Raw genomic sequence first — 18,190 nt, 5'->3', positions numbered from 1 at the left:
CGGAGTGGTCATGCGGTGTCGCCCGGGCGGTGCCTGTCGGCCGCCGCCGGGTGGCCCGGAGCGGTGTGGCGCGGCCCGGGAGCGTGCCTTCGGCTTCAGGCGCCCGCATTACGCGCGCGACGGGCCCGATGCGCCGCCTTCGGCGACTGCAGCATCATACAACGCGGTCTGCGCGATTGCCGCGGCGATCGCCGCATCGTCGTGCGGGCCGTCGAGCATCCCCCAGCGCCGGTATTGGGACAGGAACCAGCGGCCTTCGAGCGGATCGGGCCGGTTCACGGTACCGCCGTCGTGGAAGCGGATCGGCAGCGGCGGCGTGGCGAACGGCCCGGCGCCGTAGTCGCCGAGCAGGCGCGGCGCGATCAAGCGGGCCGGCACGCCGAGCGCGTCGGGCGACGCGAGCCAGTCGGCGGCCTCGCGGCGATGCGCGGCGCTGTCGAGCCACGCACACGCATCGACGAGCGTGCGGATCAGCGCTCGCGCGGTGGCCGGATACAGCGCGACGAAGTCGCGCCGTGCCGCCAGCACCTTTTCCGGATGATCGGGCCAGATCTCGCTCGTGACCGCGACGGTGCGGCCCGCGCCGCATGCGTCGGCCACCGCGTGCCATGGCTCGCCGGCACAGAAGCCGTCGAGCTCGCCGCCGGCGAGCGCGGCGACCATCTCGGGCGGCGGGATCACGACGCTGCGCACGTCGCGCAGCGGATCGACGCCGTGCGACGCGAGCCAGTGGTTCAGCCACATCGCGTGCGTGCCGGTCGGGAACGTCTGCGCGAGCAGCGGCTTGCGGCCGAGCGTCGCGAACGTGTCGCGCAGGCTGCCGGTGTCGCGGAACGCGTCGGCGAGGCCGCGCGACAACGTGATCGCCTGGCCGTTGCGGTTCAGCACCATCAGCGCGGCCATGTCGGCCTGCGGGCCGCCGATGCCGAGCTGCAGCCCGGTGACGAGGCCGTACAGCGCATGCGCGGCGTCGAGTTCGCCGCTCAGCAGCTTGTCGCGCACGGCGGCCCAGGACGGCTGGCGGCTCGGCTCGAGCGTGAGGCCGTGCCGCGCGCCGAGGTTCAGGCGCTGCGCGACGATCAGCGGGGCCGCGTCGCTCAGCGCGACGAACCCGAGGCGAAGATGGGCGCGTTCCGGCGCGGCGGGAGGTGAGGTATCCATGGCACTCATGACTGGGGTGAGGCGTCGAGCAGTTGGCGCGCGACGTCGACGATGCGCAGGCCCTGATCCATCGCGCGCTTGCGCAGCGCCGCGTACGCATCGTGCTCGGACAGCTTGCGCTGGTCCATCAGCGCGCGTTTCGCGCGGTCGATCAGCTTGCGTTCGGCGAGTTCGCGCTCGACGTCGGCCAGCCGGCGGCGCAGCGCATCGTCGTGCGAGAAGCGCGCGAGCGCGACTTCGAGAATCGGGGCGAGCCGCTCGGCCGACAAGCCTTCGACGAGATACGCGCTGACGCCCGCGCCGACCGCCGCGCGGATCAGTTCCTGGTCGGCGTCGTGGCTGAACATCAGCACGGGGCGCGGCGCGGTCGTGTGCATCACCGCGAGTTGTTCGAGCGTGTCGCGCGACGGCGAATCGGTGTCGATGATCACGACGTCGGGGCGCTGCTCCTCGACGGCTGCCGGCAGGCGCGCGGGTGTCGCGACGTCGTTCAGCATCTCGTAGCCGAGGCGCGCGAGCGCGTCGCCGAGCTCGCCGATCGGCTTGTCGGTGTCGGTAACGAGCAGCACGCGCAGGCGGGGGGGCTGGGCAGGCGAACTCATGAGGCAGGCGACGGGAGCGGTGAAGCCGCGGGGCCGCGCGCGAACGACGCATGCAGGCCGCGCGCGTGGCCGTTGGCGGCGGGAACGGAGAGCGGCCGAAGCCGTGCGAAGCCGCGCATGTCAGGCGGCCCGCGAAAACACCGTGCCGACCGCGGCATCCGCATCCTGCGCGGCGGCTTCGCCGATCGCGCCGCCGACGAGGATCACGGCCGGGCTGCCGAGCCGCGCGGCGTCGATGCCGTGCGCAAGCGTGCCGAGCGTGCCGGTCCAGCGGCGTTCGTCGGGCGTGCCGGCCCATTGCACGGCCGCTGCCGGCGTCGACGCCGGCAGCGCGGCGAGCAGGCCCGACGCGATGCGGTCGATGCGGCTCATCCCCATGTAGATCGCGAGCGTCGTGCCGGTCGCCGCGAGCCGCGCCCAGTCGGGTTCGCCGTGATCCTGGCGGTGCGCGGTGACGAACGTGACGCCCTGGCAGTGCGCGCGGTGCGTGAGCGAGACGCCGAGGCTCGCGGCGGCCGCGAATCCCGACGAGATGCCGCTGACGATCTCGACCGGAATCGCGGCGGCGCGCAGTGTCGCGAGTTCTTCGCCGGCGCGGCCGAACAGCAGCGCGTCGCCGCCTTTCACGCGCACCACGTGCGCGCCGCGCAGCGCGTAGCGGCGCATCAGCTTCTCGATGAATGCCTGCGGCGTGGAGCGGCAGCCGCCGCGCTTGCCGACGCGGATCACGCGCGCCCGCGGCGCGAGTTCGGCGATGCCGGGCGCGACCAGGTCGTCGAGCAGCAGCACGTCGGCGGCGGCGAGTGCCTTTACGGCCTTCAACGTGAGGAGATCGGGATCGCCGGGGCCGGCGCCCAGCAGCGTGACTTTGCCAGTCGTCATGTCGTGTTCCATTGCCGCATGCGTGCGTGCGGCGGTCGATAACGGTCTGCGCGGTGGCGGCGGGCGATCGAAACGCACCGGCATCCGCCGTGCCGCGCACGGGAGGGACGCCGTTGTCCTGGGGGAGCCTGCCCCGAAGGGCGGGCAAGGGTTTGCGGGAACTGCCCACCGGCGCCGTTGCCGGTGTCGCGCACGAGATCGAGCAATATCCGGGCCAACCGGTGCACGGCCCGGCACGCACCGCGCGCGGGCAGCCGCCATGCCGTATCGCGTGCGTCGCGCGCCACGTGTGCGCACCGCGATGTCGCACGGCGACAGTGCTGCAGCGCACCACATCTGTGCCTCGCTGCCTCACCGCGCAGCGTCCGCCGCGCGTCGCCGGGCGCCGCATGCCGGCCGGCGAGCCTTGTACGGCGGGGCTGCGGGCCCGATTGGCGGCAACATGGCATGGCGTTTGCGTAAGCCAATTCGGGCGGATCAACGGCGATTCGTCCGCAGTACCGATTACCGACGCGCCCGGCAACGGGCTTCTTGGGCAACGGCGTCCTACGCATCGGGTCTCGACGAGACCGGGTGCGCAGGACGCCGTTTTTCGTTTGGCGGATGACATGACCGACAAAGCTACCCGTATCGATCTCTTCAGCTTCCGCACCGCGCCGATGCGCGCGTTCCACATGACGTGGATGGCGTTCTTCGTCTGTTTCTTCGCGTGGTTCGCGTGCGCGCCGCTGATGCCGCTCATTGCACGCGAATTTCACCTGACGGCGGCTCAGGTCGCCAACATCAACATCGCCGCAGTGGCTGCGACGATCGCCGTGCGGCTGCTCGTCGGCCCGTTGTGCGACCGCTTCGGCCCGCGCCGCGTGTATGTCGGCCTGCTGCTGCTCGGCGCGATTCCCGTGTTCGCGGTGTCGTTCACGCACGACTATCTGTCGTTCCTGATCTGCCGGCTCGGCATCGGTGCGATCGGCGCGGGCTTCGTGATCACGCAGTACCACACGTCGGTCATGTTCGCGCCGAACGTCGTCGGCACCGCGAACGCGACGACGGCGGGCTGGGGCAACGCCGGTGCCGGCGCGACGCAGGCGCTGATGCCGCTGCTCGTCGCCGCCGGCCTGATGCTCGGCCTCGGCGAGGATTCGTCGTGGCGCGTCGCGCTGGTCGTGCCGGGCGTCGCGATGCTCGTGATGGCCTGGGCGTACTGGCGTTTCACGCAGGACTGCCCGCAAGGCGACATCATCGCGCTGCGCAAGGAAGGCGTGACGGTCGACAGCGGCAAGAAGGGCGGCTGGGCGAGCTTTGTCGCCGCTTGCGCGAACTATCGCGTGTGGATGCTGTTCGTCACCTACGGTGCGTGCTTCGGCGTCGAGGTATTCATCCACAACATCGCCGCGCTGTACTACGTCAATCACTTCAGCCTGTCGCTGAAGGACGCCGGTTTCGCGGTCGGCCTGTTCGGGCTGCTCGCGCTGTTCGCCCGCGCGCTCGGCGGCTGGCTGTCCGACAAGATCGCCACGCGCCGCAGCCTCGACGTGCGCGCGGCGCTGCTGTGCGCGCTGATCGTCGGCGAAGGGCTCGGGCTGATCTGGTTCTCGCATGCGCAAAGCGTCGGCGTCGCACTCGTCGCGATGCTGGCCTTCGGCCTGTTCACGCACATGGCCTGCGGCGCGACCTACGCGCTGGTGCCGTTCATCGACCGCAAGGCGCTCGGCGGCGTCGCGGGGATCGTCGGCGCGGGCGGCAACGTCGGCGCGGTGGCGGCGGCTTTCCTGCTGAAGGGCGTGGGTGACGTGCAGCAGACGCTGAGCCTGCTCGGCCTCGTCGTGACCGCGACCGCGCTGTGCGCGATGGCCGTGCGCTTCAGCGAAGAACACAAGGCACGCGAAGCCGAGCTGCGCGATCGCGCGCTGGCCGCCGCCAACGCCGCGAACTGATCGAGCGAAGGAACCTTCACCATGAAACTCATCGTCATCGGCCACGGCATGGTCGGCCACAAGTTCCTCGAATGCGTCGCGGCGCAAGCGGGCGAGGCGGGCGCGCTGCAGGTCACCGTGCTCGGCGAGGAGCCGCGCCCGGCCTACGATCGCGTGCACCTGTCCGAGTTCTTCGCGGGCAAGTCGGCGCACGACCTGTCGCTGGTCGAGCCGGGCTTCTTCGAGCGTCATCCGCAGTTCGACCTGCGGCTGAACGCGCAGGTCGCGTCGATCGACCGCGCCGCGCATACGGTCACGCTTGCGTCGGGCGAAACGCTCGCGTACGACAAGCTCGTGCTCGCCACGGGCTCGCGCCCGTTCGTGCCGCCGGTGCCGGGGCGCGATCGCGCAGGCTGCTTCGTGTACCGGACGATCGAGGATCTCGAGGCGATGCAGGCGTGCGGCGCGCACGCGAAGCGCGGCGTCGTGATCGGCGGCGGGCTGCTCGGCCTCGAATGCGCGAAGGCGCTGCGCGACATGGGGCTCGACACCCACGTCGTCGAATTCGCGCCGCGGCTGATGGCCGTGCAGGTCGACGACGGCGGCGGCCGGATGCTGCGCGCGAAGATCGAGGCGCTCGGCGTGACCGTGCATACGGGCAAGAACACGCTGGAAATCGTCGACGGCGAGGACGGCGCGCACCGGATGGCATTCGCCGACGGCACGCATCTCGACGCCGACATGATCGTGTTCTCGGCCGGCATCCGTGCGCGCGACGAACTGGCCCGTGCGTGCGGGCTCGACACCGGCCCGCGCGGCGGCATCGCGATCGACGACGCGTGCCGCACGAGCGACGCCGACATCTACGCGATCGGCGAATGCGCGGCCTGGAACGGCATGGTGTACGGCCTCGTCGCGCCCGGCTACGACATGGCGCGCGTGGTCGCGACGCAGCTTGGCGGCGAGGTCGGCGCGGGGGCCGCAGCCGCGTTCGCGGGCGCCGACATGAGCACGAAGCTGAAGCTGATGGGCGTCGACGTCGCGAGCATCGGCGACGCGCACGGCACGACGGCCGGCAGCCGCACCTACCAGTATGCGGACGAGCGCCGCCAGGTCTACAAGAAGCTCGTGGTATCCGACTGCGGCAAGTTCCTGCACGGCGCGGTGATGGTCGGCGACGCGGCCGAGTACGGCACGCTGCTGCAGATGATGCTGAACCGCATCGAGCTGCCCGAGTCGCCCGAATTCCTGATCCTGCCGTCGTCGGACGGCGCGGCGAAGCCGGCGATCGGCGTCGACGCGCTGCCCGCGGCCGCGCAGATCTGCTCGTGCAACAACGTGTCGAAGTCGCAGATCTGCGCGGCGGTCGCCGACGGCGCGACGAGCCTCGGCGCGCTGAAGACGTGCACGGGCGCCGGCACGTCGTGCGGCGGCTGCGTGCCGCTCGTCACGCAGATCATGAAGGCCGAGATGCGGAAGCAGGGCCTCGCGGTCGACAACCATCTGTGCGAGCACTTCCCGTATTCGCGTCAGGCGCTGTTCCACCTGATTCGCGTCGAGCGCATCACGACCTTCGACGAACTGCTCGCGAAGCACGGCCGCGGGCTCGGCTGCGACGTGTGCAAGCCGGCCGTGGCGGGCATTCTCGCATCGTGCTTCAACGAGTTCGTGCTCAAGAAGGCGCACGCGGGGCTGCAGGATTCGAACGACTATTACCTCGCGAACATCCAGCGCGACGGCACGTACTCGGTCGTGCCGCGCATGCCGGGCGGCGAAGTCACGCCGGAAGGGCTGATCGCGGTCGGTCAGGTCGCGAAGAAATACGGCCTGTATACGAAGATCACGGGCGGCCAGCGCGTCGACCTGTTCGGCGCGCGCGTCGAGCAGTTGCCGTCGATCTGGGAGGAGCTGATCGCGGCCGGCTTCGAGTCGGGGCACGCGTACGGCAAGGCGCTGCGCACGGTGAAATCGTGCGTCGGGTCGACCTGGTGCCGCTACGGCGTCGGCGATTCGGTCGGTCTCGCGATCGACCTCGAGCACCGCTACAAGGGGTTGCGCGCGCCGCACAAGATCAAGTTCGGCGTATCCGGCTGCACGCGCGAATGCGCGGAAGCGCAGGGCAAGGACGTCGGCATCATCGCGACCGAAAAGGGCTGGAACCTGTACGTGTGCGGCAACGGCGGGATGAAACCGCGCCATGCGGAGCTGCTCGCGTCCGACCTCGACCGCGACACGCTGGTCCGCTACGTCGACCGCTTCCTGATGTTCTACGTGCGCACCGCCGACCGGCTGCAGCGCACCAGCGTGTGGCGCGACAACCTCGAAGGCGGTCTCGACTACCTGATCGACGTCGTCGTGCACGACAAGCTCGCGATCGCGGCCGAACTCGAAGCCGACATGCAGCACGTGGTCGACACCTACGAATGCGAATGGAAGCGGGCCGTCACCGATCCGGATACGCGCAAGCGTTTCCGCCACTTCGTGAACAGCGACGCGCCCGACACGACCATCGAATTCGTCGAGACGCGCGGCCAGATCCGGCCCGCGACACCCGGCGAGCGGGCGGGCGGCAAGCGCGTGCCGATTCCCGTCGTGGCCGACAGCGCGACCGAACCGGCAACCGCCTGACCGATATCCGCATCACTTCAAGGAGCCCGTCATGAACGATCGTCTTTCGCCATCCTGGACCCGCGTGTGCGCGCTCGACGACATCGTGCCGAACACCGGCGTGTGCGCGCTCGTCAACGGCGCGCAGGTCGCGGTATTCCACGTCGCGCATGCCGACGGCGGCGTGTTCGCGATCGACAACGTCGATCCGGTATCGCAGGCGGCCGTGATGTCGCGCGGGCTGATCGGCAGCCTCGGCGAGCGCATCGTGGTCGCGTCGCCGCTGTACAAGCAGCACTTCGACCTGCGCACCGGCGAATGCCTGGAGGCGCCCGAGCAGTCGGTGAACGCGTATCCGTCGCGGGTCGAGGACGGTTTCGTATGGATCGCGGCCTGACCGTCCCGGAGCGCGCATGACCGCCACCCCCGTCAAGAGCGTGTGCCCGTACTGCGGCGTCGGCTGCGGAATGGTGCTGCACGTCGAGGACGGCGAAGTCGTCAAGGTCTCCGGCGACGCCGACCATCCGGCCAACTTCGGGCGGCTGTGCACGAAGGGATCGTCGGCGCACGTGGCGCTGCGCCGCTCGGGACGGCTCGACCGCGCGTTCGTGCGCCGCGCGCGCGAGGACGACCTCGTACCGCTGCCGGCGCGCGACGCGATCGCCGAAACCGCGCGCCGGCTGCGCGCGGTGCTCGATGCGCACGGCCCCGACGCGCTGTCGTTCTACGTGTCGGGGCAGATGTCGATCGAGGCGCAATACCTCGTCAACAAGCTCGCGAAGGGTTTCGTCGGCACCCACAACATCGAGTCGAACTCGCGTCTCTGCATGGCGAGCGCGAGCACCGGCTACAAGCAGTCGCTCGGCGCGGACGGCCCGCCCGGGTCGTACCAGGACTTCGATCGCGCGAACCTGTTTTTCGTGATCGGCGCGAACATGGCCGACTGCCACCCGATCCTGTTCCTGCGGATGATGGACCGCGTGAAGGCCGGCGCGAAGCTGATCGTGGTCGATCCGCGCCGCACCGGCACCGCCGACAAGGCCGACCTGTTCCTGCAGATCCGGCCTGGCACCGATCTCGCGCTCGCCAACGGGCTGCTGCATCTGCTGCATGCGAACGGCCGCACCGATGCCGCGTTCATCGACGCATACACGGAAGGCTGGGACGCGATGCCCGCGTTTCTCGCCGACTACACGCCCGAACGCGTGGCCGCGATCACCGGGCTCGCGGAAGCCGACCTGCGCACGGCCGCGCAATGGATCGGCGATGCGCAGGAATGGATGAGCTGCTGGACGATGGGGCTCAACCAGAGCACGCACGGCGTGTGGAACACCAACGCGATCTGCAACCTGCATCTGGCAACCGGCAGGATTTGCCGCGCCGGCAGCGGGCCGTTCTCGCTGACCGGTCAGCCGAACGCGATGGGCGGGCGCGAGATGGGCTACATGGGGCCGGGCTTGCCGGGCCAGCGCTCGGTGCTGTCCGACGACGACCGCCGCTTCGTCGAGCACCTGTGGCGCGTGCCCGCCGGCACGCTGCGCAAGGACGCCGGCAAGGGCACGGTCGACCTGTTCGAACGGATGGCGGCCGGCGACATCAAGGCGTGCTGGATCGTTTGCACGAACCCGGTCGCGACCGTGCCGAACCGGCGGAACGTGATCGCCGGTCTGCAGGCCGCGGAGCTCGTGATCGCGCAGGACGCGTTCCTCGACACCGAGACCAACCGCTACGCGGACATCCTGCTGCCCGGCGCGCTGTGGGCCGAGGGCGACGGCGTGATGGTCAACTCCGAGCGCAACATGACGCTGATGCGCGCGGCGGTCGCGCCGCCCGGCGACGCGCTGCCCGACTGGCGCATCGTCGCGGAAGTCGCGCGTGCGATGGGCTTCGGCGAGGCCTTCGACTATGCGTCGGCGGCCGACGTGTTCGACGAGATCGTGCGCTTCTCGAATCCGGCGACCGGTTACGACCTGCGCGGCGCGAGCCATGCGGCGCTGCGCGACGGCCCGGTGCAATGGCCGGTCGCGCCGGGCACCGCGCGCGAGCGGCATCCGGTCCGCTACCTGAACGACGGCGTGAGCCAGACGCCGCGCACGGCCGCCGACGGCGGCGATGCGCCGCGCATCGCATTCCCGACACCGTCGGGCAAGGCGCGCTTCTTCGCGCGGCCGCACGTCGACCCGGCCGAACTGCCCGACGACACGTTCCCGATCGTGCTGAACACCGGGCGGCTGCAGCATCAGTGGCACACGATGACGAAGACGGGCAAGGTCGCGATGCTGAACAAGCTCAACCCGCGCCCGTTCGTCGAGCTGCACCCGGACGATGCGCGCGCGCTCGGCATTGCGGCGAAGGACGGCGTTGAAATCCGTTCGGCGCGCGGCCGCGCGGTGCTGCCGGCCGTCGTGACCGAACGCGTGCGGCGCGGCAACTGCTTCGCGCCCATGCACTGGAACGACGTGTACGGCGACGACCTGTGCGTCAACGCGGTGACGAACGACGCGATCGATCCGGAATCGCAGCAACCCGAACTGAAATATTGCGCGGTCGCGCTGCGGCGCGTCGACACGGATGCGTTCGCGTCCGCCGATGACGACGCGGCGCAACCCGATGCATGCGCCGACGACGCGGGGCCCGCGCCGGCGCCGGTGCAGGCTGCTGCTTCACAGGAATCCGACATGGCAGACATCGACACTTTCGCGGCCGCGCTCGGCGTCGCCGATCTCGCGCCGCCGCCGTTGACCGATACCGAACGGCTGTATGTGGCGGGCCTCGTCAGCGGGCTGAAGGCCAGCGCCGGCCGGCGCGAGGGCGGTGTGCCGGTGCTGCCGGCCGCCGCGCCGTTGACGCCGCCGGTGCGGCTCTGGCTCGACGGGATGCTCGCGGGCCTGTTCAGCCGCTCGCTGCCTGCGCATGCGCAGGTTGCCGACACCGCCGCGCTGCCGGCCGAGACCGCCGCATCCGGCGGCGTGCGGATCGTGCGCACGCGACCGAAGGTCGTGCTGCTGTGGGCGTCGCAGACCGGCAACATCGAATCGCTGACCGACGACTACGCGACGCGGTTGATGAACGCGGGCTTCGAGATCCGCAGCGCGTGCATGTCCGACTATCCGGTCGCGTCGCTTGCCGGTGCGCAATACGTGCTGCTGATGACGAGCACGTTCGGCGACGGCGACGCACCCGACAACGGCAGCGAGTTCTGGGACGCGCTGCGGGCCGGCAGCGCGGCACGGCTCGACGGCGTGCATTTCGCGGTACTCGCGTTCGGCGACCGCAACTACGACCAGTTCTGCGGCCACGGCCGCCGCCTCGACGCGCGGCTCGCGGAACTCGGCGCGGCGCGCCTGTGCGCGCGCGTCGATTGCGACGTCGAATTCCAGCACGATGCCGACCAGTGGCTCGAACGCGTCGTCGCGCGGATCAAGGAGGCCGACGCGGCGCTGCACGCGGTGCCGTCCGGCGGGATGAGCCCGCCGGGGCTGCTGCCGACGAAGGCGCAGCCGGCGCCGTCGAAGCTCGTCGCGAATGTGCGGCTCAATCGCCCGGGCGCCGTGAAGGACACGCGCTACGTGTCGCTGTCGACCGACGGCGCGAACCTCGAATACGAAACCGGCGATGCGCTCGGCGTGTGGCCGACCAACTGCCCGGAACTGGTCGACGAACTGCTGTCGGTGACCGCGCTGAAGGCCGATGCGCCGGTGTCGGTGGCGGGCGTCGGCGAGATCCGCCTCGGCGACGCGCTCGCGCGCCACTTCGACATCACGCGTCCGCATCCGGATACGCTCGCGTTCATCGCGTCGCGCAGCGCGAACGGTGCGCTGAAGGCGTTGCTCGGCGACGATCGCAAGGGCGACCTGAAGCAATGGCTGTGGGGGCAGCAGCTCGCGGACGTGCTGCACGCGTTTCCGGTCGATCTGTCGGGCACGGAGCTGGTCGGCATGCTCAAGCGCATGCAGCCGCGCCTCTATTCGATCGCGTCGAGCCCGAGCGCGCACCGGGGCGAGATTCACCTGACCGTGTCGGCCGTGCGTTATCACAACGGCCGTCGCGCACGCAAAGGCGTCGCGTCGACGTTCCTCGCCGATCGCGCGGACGATGGACGCGTGCCGGTGTTCGTGCAGAAGTCCGCGCATTTCCGGCCGCCGGTGAACGGCGACGTGCCGATCGTGATGGTCGGCCCCGGCACCGGCGTCGCCCCGTTCCGCGGGTTCCTGCACGAGCGGCAGGCGCGCGGCGCGCGCGGGCGCAACTGGCTGTTCTTCGGCGAGCAGCACGCGCAGACCGACTTCTACTACGGCGACGAACTCGGTGCGATGCACGACAGCGGCTTCCTGACGCGGCTCGATCTCGCGTTCTCGCGCGACCAGGCCGACAAGATCTACGTGCAGGACCGGATGCGCGAGCAGGGCGCCGAGTTGTTCGCGTGGCTGGAGGAAGGCGCGCACTTCTACGTGTGCGGCGACGCCGCGCGGATGGCCAGGGACGTCGATGCGGCGCTGAAGGCCGTCGTTGCCGAGCACGGCGGGATGTCGGACGAAGCCGCGAACGACTATGTCGCGCGGCTCGCGAAGGCTCGGCGCTACATGCGCGACGTGTACTGACCGCGCGAGCGGCGGCGCGCCGTCCGGCGCCTGCCGCCCGGCTCGTCATTGCTGCCGTTCCCATGCGCGCGCCTGTTCGGCGCGTACGAATGCTTCCGACGATTCCGGCAGCAGGTTGCGGAACGCGCCGCCGTCGCTGTCGATCACGTCGACCATCTTCGCGATCATTTCCTCCGGGTCGTGCTGTTCGAGCGGGAACGTCAGCCGCTCGGGCGTCACGGTATGCACGGCGGGATCGCGCCAGCGCCGCGTCGTTTCCATCATCCGGTCGTTGAAGCCCGTGCGGTACGGGCCGGGGTTCACGACCGCGACGCGGATCCCGTGCGGCGCCAGTTCCGCCTGCATCGCCTCGGCCACCGCTTCGACCGCGTGCTTCGACGCGCAATACGCACCCGTGAACGGCCCCGTGATCAGGCCCGCGATCGACGACACGAACACGATCTTGCCGTGCCCGCGCGCGAGCATGCCGCGCGCGATCTGCTGCGTGAGTTCGAGCGGACCGAACACGTTCACGTCGAACAGCTCGCGGACGATCTCGACCGGCAGGTCGACGAGCGCACCGGCCTCGCCGACGCCCGCGTTGTTTACGAGCACGTCGATGTCGAGTTCCGCCGCGCGGGCGCGATCGTGCGCCGACGTGACGTCGAGCTTGATCGCGCGCAACGCGGCGCCGCGTTGCGTGGCGGCGGCCGTCAGTGCGTCGATTTCGGCGGTGACGCGAACGCCGGCCGTCACGTCGTGACCGCGCGCGGCGAGCCGTAAGGCGACCTCGCGGCCGAACCCGGTGCCTGCGCCGGTGATGAGGATGCGCTTCTGTGTCATGGGCTTACCCTGTGGTTGGGAGGTGGAGCGTTGCCGGAAAGCGGTCGCGGCCGTGTCGCGCGATCGCGGTGTCTTCATCGACGCTGCCGCCCGAGACGCCGATCGCGCCGACGCAGCGCCCGTTGCCGTCGATCAGCGGTTCGCCGCCGCCGAACGTGACGAGCCCGCCGTGACTGTGCTCGATGCCGTGCAGCGGACCGTCGCCCGACATCGCGCCGAGCGCATCGGTCGACGCACGGAAGCGGACTGCCGTCAGCGCCTTGCGCTGCGCGAGATCGATCGCGCCGAGGAAGCAATCGTCGGTGCGCACGAAGGCGAGCAGGTTTGCACCGGCATCGACGATGGCGATGGCGACGCCGTCGACCTGCAGCGACGCGGCGTGCGCGAGGGCCGCATCGATCGCGCGACGGGCGGCTGCGAGCGGCAGCGCGGCGGTAACGGGTGACATGCGAAGCTCCGGTGAGACGACAGCGTCAGTGTAGGCAGTTGCGGTATATGGGAGAATCCGCATTCCGCTCGAAAGAGTTTCAAGTTTTTCTAATGATGGGCAGACGCGATCCGATGGCCGGGCTGCACGTGTTCATGACCGTCGCGACGGCCGGCAACTTCACGCGGGCCGCCGCCGCGCTCGGCTTGACGCCGGCTGCCGTCAGTCTCGCGATCGGGCAGCTCGAGGGCGAGCTGAACGTGAAGCTGTTCAACCGCAGCACCCGCGGCGTCAGCCTGACGGAAGCCGGGCAGCGCTACTGGCGGCAGACGGAGCCCGCGTACCGGCAGGTCATGCAGGCGCGCGACGAGCTGAAGGATGCGCGCAGCGAGCCGAGCGGCGTGTTGCGCGTGACCGCGCTGCCGCTGGCGCGCTCGCTCGTGATCGCGCCCGTACTCGCCACGTTTCGCGAGCGTTTTCCGAAAGTCCGGCTCGAGATCCGCTACGAGAACGAACTGGTCGACATCGCGAAGGACGGGTTCGATGCGGGAATCCGGCTGGCCGACCGGTTGCAGCCGGGCATGATCGGCGTGCGCATCGCGCCGGCGCTGACGTGTGCGTTGGTCGCGTCGCCCGGTTATCTGGCACGGCATGGCGTGCCGGCGTCGATTGCGGCACTCGGGCGTCATGCGTGCATCCGGTTCCGTTTCTCGGAAAGCGGACGCCTGCACAAATGGCTGCTGCAAGACGGGCCGCGCGACGTCGACCTCGATCCGGACGGCGTGTTCGTGACGAACGATGCCGACGCGGTGATCGATGCGGCGCGCGCGGGTGTCGGCGTTGCATTCGCGTTCATGCGCGAGCGCATCGAGCAGGATCTGCTTGATGGCTCGCTCGTCGAGGTGCTGCCGGGCGTGTGCCGCACACTGCCGCCGATGTGGCTGTACTACGTGAATCGCAAGCACGTGCCGGCCAAGCTGCGCGCGCTCATCGACGTGTTGCGCGAGCGCGACGGCGCGGACGCGGCGTGATCGCCGCAGCGGCCGGCTGACTGCAGCGCTGGCCGAGGCGGCGCATGATGGCGGCTCCAGCCACGAAGCCACGGAGTCGCGTCATGACGGCAGCCCGGTATTTCCCGATTCGAACCCTTGTGATCGCCGCAGCGCTGGCCGGTGCCGCGACCGGTAGCGCGCCGGCCGTCGGCCAGACGTCGACCGTGCCGGCGGGCTCGGCCGCTGCGACGCCGGATAACGCGATACTCCTGACGGTTTTCCTGAAACACGACCAGGCGCGCCCGCTCGCCGAGCTGAATGCGCAACTCGCGAAGCAGGGGTTCTACAAGGCGTTTCCGCCGCCGGGCGTCGAAGTGGTGAGCTGGACCGTGACAATGGGGATCGGGCAGATCGTCGTGCTGCGGCTGCCGGCGTCGCGGCTGCGCGAGGTCAATCGCGTGCTCGAGGATACGGCGTGGGGCGCCTATCGGACGGAGTTCTATCCGACTTACGACTACAAGGCAATCGCGTTGGGGGAGCGTGAGCGGGGGAGGTGAAGCGTGATCCGGCGTGTCGTGGTTCGGCGATATCGTCCGGTATCGACCGTGTCGAAATTCAGCCGGGAAATGGCCGGAACAGAATTGAGGCGAGTGCCTTTCGATTTTGTCCTGGAGGGAGCCGGGGGATTATGTGTCTTCGTAAATGCATTGCGCATTGAGAGTGACGGAATAACGTGGAATGTTTTGGAGAGAGTCGCCATTTGGTGACATTCTTTAAAAAATAATAGAAATGGCTGCCTGCCGCCCGTCACGTTATCGTGAGTGGGGGCGTCTGTAGTTGACGCGATCATGCGGACAAGGGCGACACGGGACAAAAGTGGTCGTATTGTTGCGGGTTCGGCTTATCGGACCCCGTTTTCTGGTAAGATCCCGCGATTTGAAAAGTATTCACAATGAAGTCGGGGCTGGTGTAAATAAAAAAGAACGCCGATATCGCTTTCTACCGATAAATTTGGCGCAAGGAACGGATTGACCAGTTTGGCGTCGATGTCAAACGGAAATGAATCACACATGATGCGAGAGACCAGAAAATTGCCGCTTGTCGTCGATCTCGACGGCACGCTGACGACGTCGGATACCTTGATGGAATCCGTGATACGCGTCGTCAAGCATCAACCTGCAAACCTGCTGAAATTGCCTTTCTGGCTCGTGGGCGGCCGCGCTGCATTCAAGGGCAAGGTCGCGGAACAGGTTGGTTTTCGGGCCGAGACGCTTCCCTACCGCGAGTCGCTTGTCGATTATCTGGCCCACGAGCGTAAAAGTGGTCGCAAGATCGTGCTGGCAACGGCGGCCCATCGTTCGATTGCCGAGCAGGTGGATGCTCATCTCGGTTTGTTCGACCTCGTCATTGCAACCCATGGCGATACGAACCTGAAAAGCGAGACGAAGCTTGCCGGCATTCGTCAACAAGTCGGCGACGATTTCGTCTACGCCGGAGACAGCAAGGCCGACATCCCGATCTGGGCGAATGCGAAGGGCGCCATTCTGGCGGGCGTCGCCCCCGGTATTGCCGCGGACGTCCGGAGCAACATTCCAGTCGAACGCGAGTTTCCGAACGAGCCTGTCGGGTTCCTGACCTGGTGCAAGGCGTTGCGAGTCCATCAATGGTTGAAGAACCTGCTGCTGTTCGTCCCGCTGTTGACGGCCTTTGCATTCTTTGACGTCGCCAAGGTTGCCACGCTCGTGCTCGCGTTTCTGTCGATGTCACTGGGGGCATCCGCAACGTACATTGCCAACGATCTGTGGGATCTGGACAACGACCGGCGCCATCCGCGCAAGCGCAATCGCGCGTTCGCGAACGGCACGTTGTCGATCGCCCAAGGTATCGGGGGTGCCGCGCTACTGCTCGTGATCGCGCTTGCATTGGCATTCGCGGTGTCGTCCGAGTTTGCGGGAATGTTCGTGCTGTATCTGATATTGACGACCGCATACAGCTGGAGCCTGAAATCCGTCGTGCTGCTCGATGTGGTGGCGTTGTCGCTGCTGTATACGCACCGGATCGTCGCGGGAGCGGTTGCAGCTGAAATCCAGGTCAGCCGCTGGCTTCTCGCGTTTTCCGTGTTTGCCTTTCTCAGCCTGGCGCTCGTGAAGCGTTGCTCGGAACTGGTGTTCCTCCGCCAGAACGGAAAACCCGTATCGGCGGGCCGTGACTATCGTGTAAGTGATCTCGAAGTACTCTGGCCGTTCGGGATCGGCGCGTCGCTTGCCGCGGTGGTCGTGTTCGGCTTGTTTATCAATGCGCCTGAAACGGCCGCCCGTTACACGATTCCCCATCTGCTCTGGTTCGTTCAGATCGGCCTGATCTACTTGTTCGGCCGACTTTGGATCGCAACGGTGCGTGGCGCGATGCACGACGATCCAATCGTCCATATTCTCGAAAACCGGGGTAGTCTCGGCATGCTTTGCGTCATGGTGGCGCTCGTGCTGGCTGCTCACTTTCTGCGCGTGCTGTAAGTAGCGCGGATCCCTATGACGGAAATGAACCGAAACCGCGTGCGGGCATTCTGCCGCTTCGCCATCGTCTACGTGTTGCTCTTCGTGTGCGCCGGTAACATCACCAACAGCATGTTGTTGAAGTGGGGGTTCCGTGACGATCAGAAAGGCGATTTTGCAACGAGCTACAGTCTCGTGGGAATGATGAACGGCGATGCGCCGAAACCCTTTGTCTATCGTTCATCATTTCCGAAAGCCGCGAAATGGATGGTCGAACGCCTCGGGCAAGCCAGGCAGGACAAGCTGTTCAAATCGATCATCCGCCATGATTCGCTGCGCAACGCCTATTTCACGAACGTGCCGGACAAGTATTGGACACCGGTCGTGGCGCTTGTCTATCACCTGACCTACATTGCGATCGTACTGTCGACGCTGCTGGCGCTGTGGATGGTGTACAGGCTGGCCCGGCTGCATGGGTTGAGCTTCGGGCATTCCGTCGGATTTCTGGCGGCGTTCAGTTTCGTTTACCCGCTCACATTTCAGCAGGGCGGCTACTACTACGATTTCTTCGAACTCCTGGGTGTGCTGGCGGCGTGCTACTTCGTATTGACGAAGCGCCTGCTGGCTTGCACGCTGACGATTGCCGTTTTCTCGCTGAACAAGGAGACGTTCTTCCTGGTTCCGCTCGCATTTTTCTTCCTGCATGAACGCGACGTCGCGTTGTCGAGGCGCGTTGCATGGCTGGTTGTGCAATTGGGCATTTGCGCGGTGACCCGGCATTTCGTCATGAGCGGTTATGGCGGGAACGCGGGCGGCTTCGTTGAATATCATATATGGGACAACCTTAAGTTCTGGCTGAATCCGGTGTCCTATTTGTCGTTCTATAACCTCGTCGGCAAGGGAATTTTTACGCCGAGCCTGGAAAACCCGTTGATGCTCGTGCCGCTTGCGGTGTTCTTCCGGGCGGCTTGGCGAGCGACGCCCGCACGTTATCGAGCTTACTTCCTTGCGGCGTTCCTTCCGGTGCTGCTGCTGTTCTGCTTTTTCGGTTATCGGGACGAGGCGCGAAACTTCTCGGTCGTCTTTCCTGCGATCGTGTTGATCGCTCTCCATGGCGCGAATCGGTTCAATGCGATCTTTGGCGGGGGCGCCGGCGAGCCGGACGGCGTTCGTGTCCGGTCCGGTCGTCGGCCCGACGTTGCCACGGTGACGGAGGTCGCGAGATGAATTGGCTGATTGTGATCGCGAGTGGTGCTTTCGGCGGGCTGGCCAGCCTGCTGCTCAGAGTGGCGGCGCTCAAGGGGATTGCGCTTGGCGAGTCGAGCGTATTGCCGTGGATGGTGCGCGGCGCGGCGGTAGGGGCTTATGGTATCGGGTTCGTGCTCTACGCGGTCGCTCTGCGCAAGACTTCGCTCGGCGTTGCGTATCCGACCATGGTTGCGATCTCGATGCTCGTCGTGCTGGGGTTCACGGCGCTGCATGAGCATCTGTTGCGACCGATGCAGGCAGTCGGTGCACTGGTCATCCTGATCGGTGTCTGGATGGTCACGCGTTACGCGTAAATCATAAATGGCCTGGCGTTCGGGGTACCACCGTTGTCGCCACGTGGTCCAGACTGCATCACCGGCCAATCGTCGAAGCCGGGATTGCAACCTTTCAAGCGACGGGCGGCACGTCAGATGACCCGGCCC

General features: G+C 67.7%; 14 protein-coding genes. 9 read left to right on the top strand and 5 right to left on the bottom strand.

Features of this window, described 5'->3' with window-relative positions:
• Positions 1-108: 108 nt before the first annotated feature.
• The 3 genes from WJ12_RS28385 to cobA form a co-directional block, all read right to left on the bottom strand.
• Positions 109-1,161: a CmpA/NrtA family ABC transporter substrate-binding protein gene (locus WJ12_RS28385; RefSeq protein WP_034191243.1), complete on the bottom strand. Its 1,053-nt coding sequence runs from the start codon at positions 1,159-1,161 to the stop codon at positions 109-111.
• A gap of 5 nt (positions 1,162-1,166) precedes the next feature.
• Positions 1,167-1,763: an ANTAR domain-containing response regulator gene (locus WJ12_RS28380; RefSeq protein WP_034191244.1), complete on the bottom strand. Its 597-nt coding sequence runs from the start codon at positions 1,761-1,763 to the stop codon at positions 1,167-1,169.
• Between the two features lie 120 nt (positions 1,764-1,883).
• Positions 1,884-2,645 carry a uroporphyrinogen-III C-methyltransferase gene (gene cobA, locus WJ12_RS28375; RefSeq protein ID WP_049030155.1) on the bottom strand — a complete coding sequence of 254 codons (762 nt, stop codon included), beginning with the start codon at positions 2,643-2,645 and terminating at the stop codon, positions 1,884-1,886.
• Between the two features lie 608 nt (positions 2,646-3,253).
• On the opposite strand from cobA, the gene WJ12_RS28370 reads away from it, so the two are divergent.
• Genes WJ12_RS28370 through WJ12_RS28355 form a run of 4 tightly spaced genes read left to right on the top strand, consistent with a single transcriptional unit; the run spans position 3,254 to position 11,766 of the window.
• Positions 3,254-4,579 carry an MFS transporter gene (locus WJ12_RS28370; RefSeq protein WP_059556614.1) on the top strand — a complete coding sequence of 442 codons (1,326 nt, stop codon included), beginning with the start codon at positions 3,254-3,256 and terminating at the stop codon, positions 4,577-4,579.
• 21 nt (positions 4,580-4,600) lie between these two features.
• Positions 4,601-7,186, top strand: a complete 2,586-nt coding sequence (nirB, locus tag WJ12_RS28365) for a nitrite reductase large subunit NirB (protein WP_059556613.1) — start codon at positions 4,601-4,603, stop codon at positions 7,184-7,186.
• Positions 7,187-7,217: 31 nt separating this feature from the next.
• The gene (gene nirD / locus WJ12_RS28360) at positions 7,218-7,562 is read left to right on the top strand and encodes a nitrite reductase small subunit NirD (RefSeq protein ID WP_034191247.1); all 345 of its coding nucleotides are present in this window, start codon (positions 7,218-7,220) and stop codon (positions 7,560-7,562) included.
• Positions 7,563-7,578: 16 nt separating this feature from the next.
• Positions 7,579-11,766 (top strand): bifunctional nitrate reductase/sulfite reductase flavoprotein subunit alpha, encoded by a 4,188-nt coding sequence (locus WJ12_RS28355; RefSeq protein WP_069245940.1) that lies wholly within the window; start codon positions 7,579-7,581, stop codon positions 11,764-11,766.
• A 45-nt stretch (positions 11,767-11,811) separates the two neighbouring features.
• Here the strand turns inward: WJ12_RS28355 and WJ12_RS28350 are convergent, their stop codons facing one another.
• Positions 11,812-12,588, bottom strand: a complete 777-nt coding sequence (locus tag WJ12_RS28350; protein WP_059556611.1) for an SDR family oxidoreductase — start codon at positions 12,586-12,588, stop codon at positions 11,812-11,814.
• Positions 12,589-12,592: 4 nt separating this feature from the next.
• Entirely contained in the window at positions 12,593-13,036 is a 444-nt protein-coding gene (locus tag WJ12_RS28345; protein WP_034191250.1) for a GlcG/HbpS family heme-binding protein, read from the bottom strand.
• A 95-nt stretch (positions 13,037-13,131) separates the two neighbouring features.
• Here WJ12_RS28345 and WJ12_RS28340 point away from each other — a divergent pair, with 95 nt between their 5' ends.
• The 5 genes from WJ12_RS28340 to WJ12_RS28320 all read left to right on the top strand — a co-directional run bounded on the left by WJ12_RS28340 (position 13,132) and on the right by WJ12_RS28320 (position 18,061).
• Complete coding sequence (locus WJ12_RS28340) at positions 13,132-14,046, top strand: LysR family transcriptional regulator (RefSeq protein ID WP_082744619.1); 915 nt, start codon at positions 13,132-13,134, stop codon at positions 14,044-14,046.
• Positions 14,047-14,129: 83 nt separating this feature from the next.
• Complete coding sequence (locus WJ12_RS28335; protein WP_059556609.1) at positions 14,130-14,564, top strand: hypothetical protein; 435 nt, start codon at positions 14,130-14,132, stop codon at positions 14,562-14,564.
• 516 nt (positions 14,565-15,080) lie between these two features.
• Positions 15,081-16,520: a UbiA family prenyltransferase gene (locus tag WJ12_RS28330; protein WP_069246047.1), complete on the top strand. Its 1,440-nt coding sequence runs from the start codon at positions 15,081-15,083 to the stop codon at positions 16,518-16,520.
• 15 nt (positions 16,521-16,535) lie between these two features.
• Positions 16,536-17,726, top strand: a complete 1,191-nt coding sequence (locus WJ12_RS28325) for a hypothetical protein (RefSeq protein WP_059556608.1) — start codon at positions 16,536-16,538, stop codon at positions 17,724-17,726.
• The gene (locus WJ12_RS28320; protein WP_034191254.1) at positions 17,723-18,061 is read left to right on the top strand and encodes a DMT family transporter; all 339 of its coding nucleotides are present in this window, start codon (positions 17,723-17,725) and stop codon (positions 18,059-18,061) included. The genes WJ12_RS28325 and WJ12_RS28320 overlap by 4 nt, the downstream gene beginning before the upstream one ends.
• Positions 18,062-18,190: the final 129 nt, after the last annotated feature.

The sequence above is a fragment of the Burkholderia seminalis genome, from assembly GCF_001718535.1.
Lineage (GTDB): Bacteria > Pseudomonadota > Gammaproteobacteria > Burkholderiales > Burkholderiaceae > Burkholderia > Burkholderia seminalis.
Note: the sequence above shows the minus strand (reverse complement) of the source record. Positions and strands in the feature narration are given on the sequence as shown.

What these genes read in the sequence shown, in the direction of transcription:
- WJ12_RS28345 (WP_034191250.1), bottom strand. Translation starts at nt 13,036, where the DNA reads ATGTCACCCGTTACCGCCGCGCTGCCGCTCGCAGCCGCCCGTCGCGCG.
- WJ12_RS28355 (WP_069245940.1), top strand. Translation starts at nt 7,579, where the DNA reads ATGACCGCCACCCCCGTCAAGAGCGTGTGCCCGTACTGCGGCGTCGGC.
- nirB (WP_059556613.1), top strand. Translation starts at nt 4,601, where the DNA reads ATGAAACTCATCGTCATCGGCCACGGCATGGTCGGCCACAAGTTCCTC.
- WJ12_RS28330 (WP_069246047.1), top strand. Translation starts at nt 15,081, where the DNA reads ATGCGAGAGACCAGAAAATTGCCGCTTGTCGTCGATCTCGACGGCACG.
- WJ12_RS28340 (WP_082744619.1), top strand. Translation starts at nt 13,132, where the DNA reads ATGGGCAGACGCGATCCGATGGCCGGGCTGCACGTGTTCATGACCGTC.
- WJ12_RS28320 (WP_034191254.1), top strand. Translation starts at nt 17,723, where the DNA reads ATGAATTGGCTGATTGTGATCGCGAGTGGTGCTTTCGGCGGGCTGGCC.
- cobA (WP_049030155.1), bottom strand. Translation starts at nt 2,645, where the DNA reads ATGACGACTGGCAAAGTCACGCTGCTGGGCGCCGGCCCCGGCGATCCC.
- WJ12_RS28335 (WP_059556609.1), top strand. Translation starts at nt 14,130, where the DNA reads ATGACGGCAGCCCGGTATTTCCCGATTCGAACCCTTGTGATCGCCGCA.
- WJ12_RS28350 (WP_059556611.1), bottom strand. Translation starts at nt 12,588, where the DNA reads ATGACACAGAAGCGCATCCTCATCACCGGCGCAGGCACCGGGTTCGGC.
- WJ12_RS28325 (WP_059556608.1), top strand. Translation starts at nt 16,536, where the DNA reads ATGACGGAAATGAACCGAAACCGCGTGCGGGCATTCTGCCGCTTCGCC.
- WJ12_RS28385 (WP_034191243.1), bottom strand. Translation starts at nt 1,161, where the DNA reads ATGGATACCTCACCTCCCGCCGCGCCGGAACGCGCCCATCTTCGCCTC.
- nirD (WP_034191247.1), top strand. Translation starts at nt 7,218, where the DNA reads ATGAACGATCGTCTTTCGCCATCCTGGACCCGCGTGTGCGCGCTCGAC.
- WJ12_RS28370 (WP_059556614.1), top strand. Translation starts at nt 3,254, where the DNA reads ATGACCGACAAAGCTACCCGTATCGATCTCTTCAGCTTCCGCACCGCG.
- WJ12_RS28380 (WP_034191244.1), bottom strand. Translation starts at nt 1,763, where the DNA reads ATGAGTTCGCCTGCCCAGCCCCCCCGCCTGCGCGTGCTGCTCGTTACC.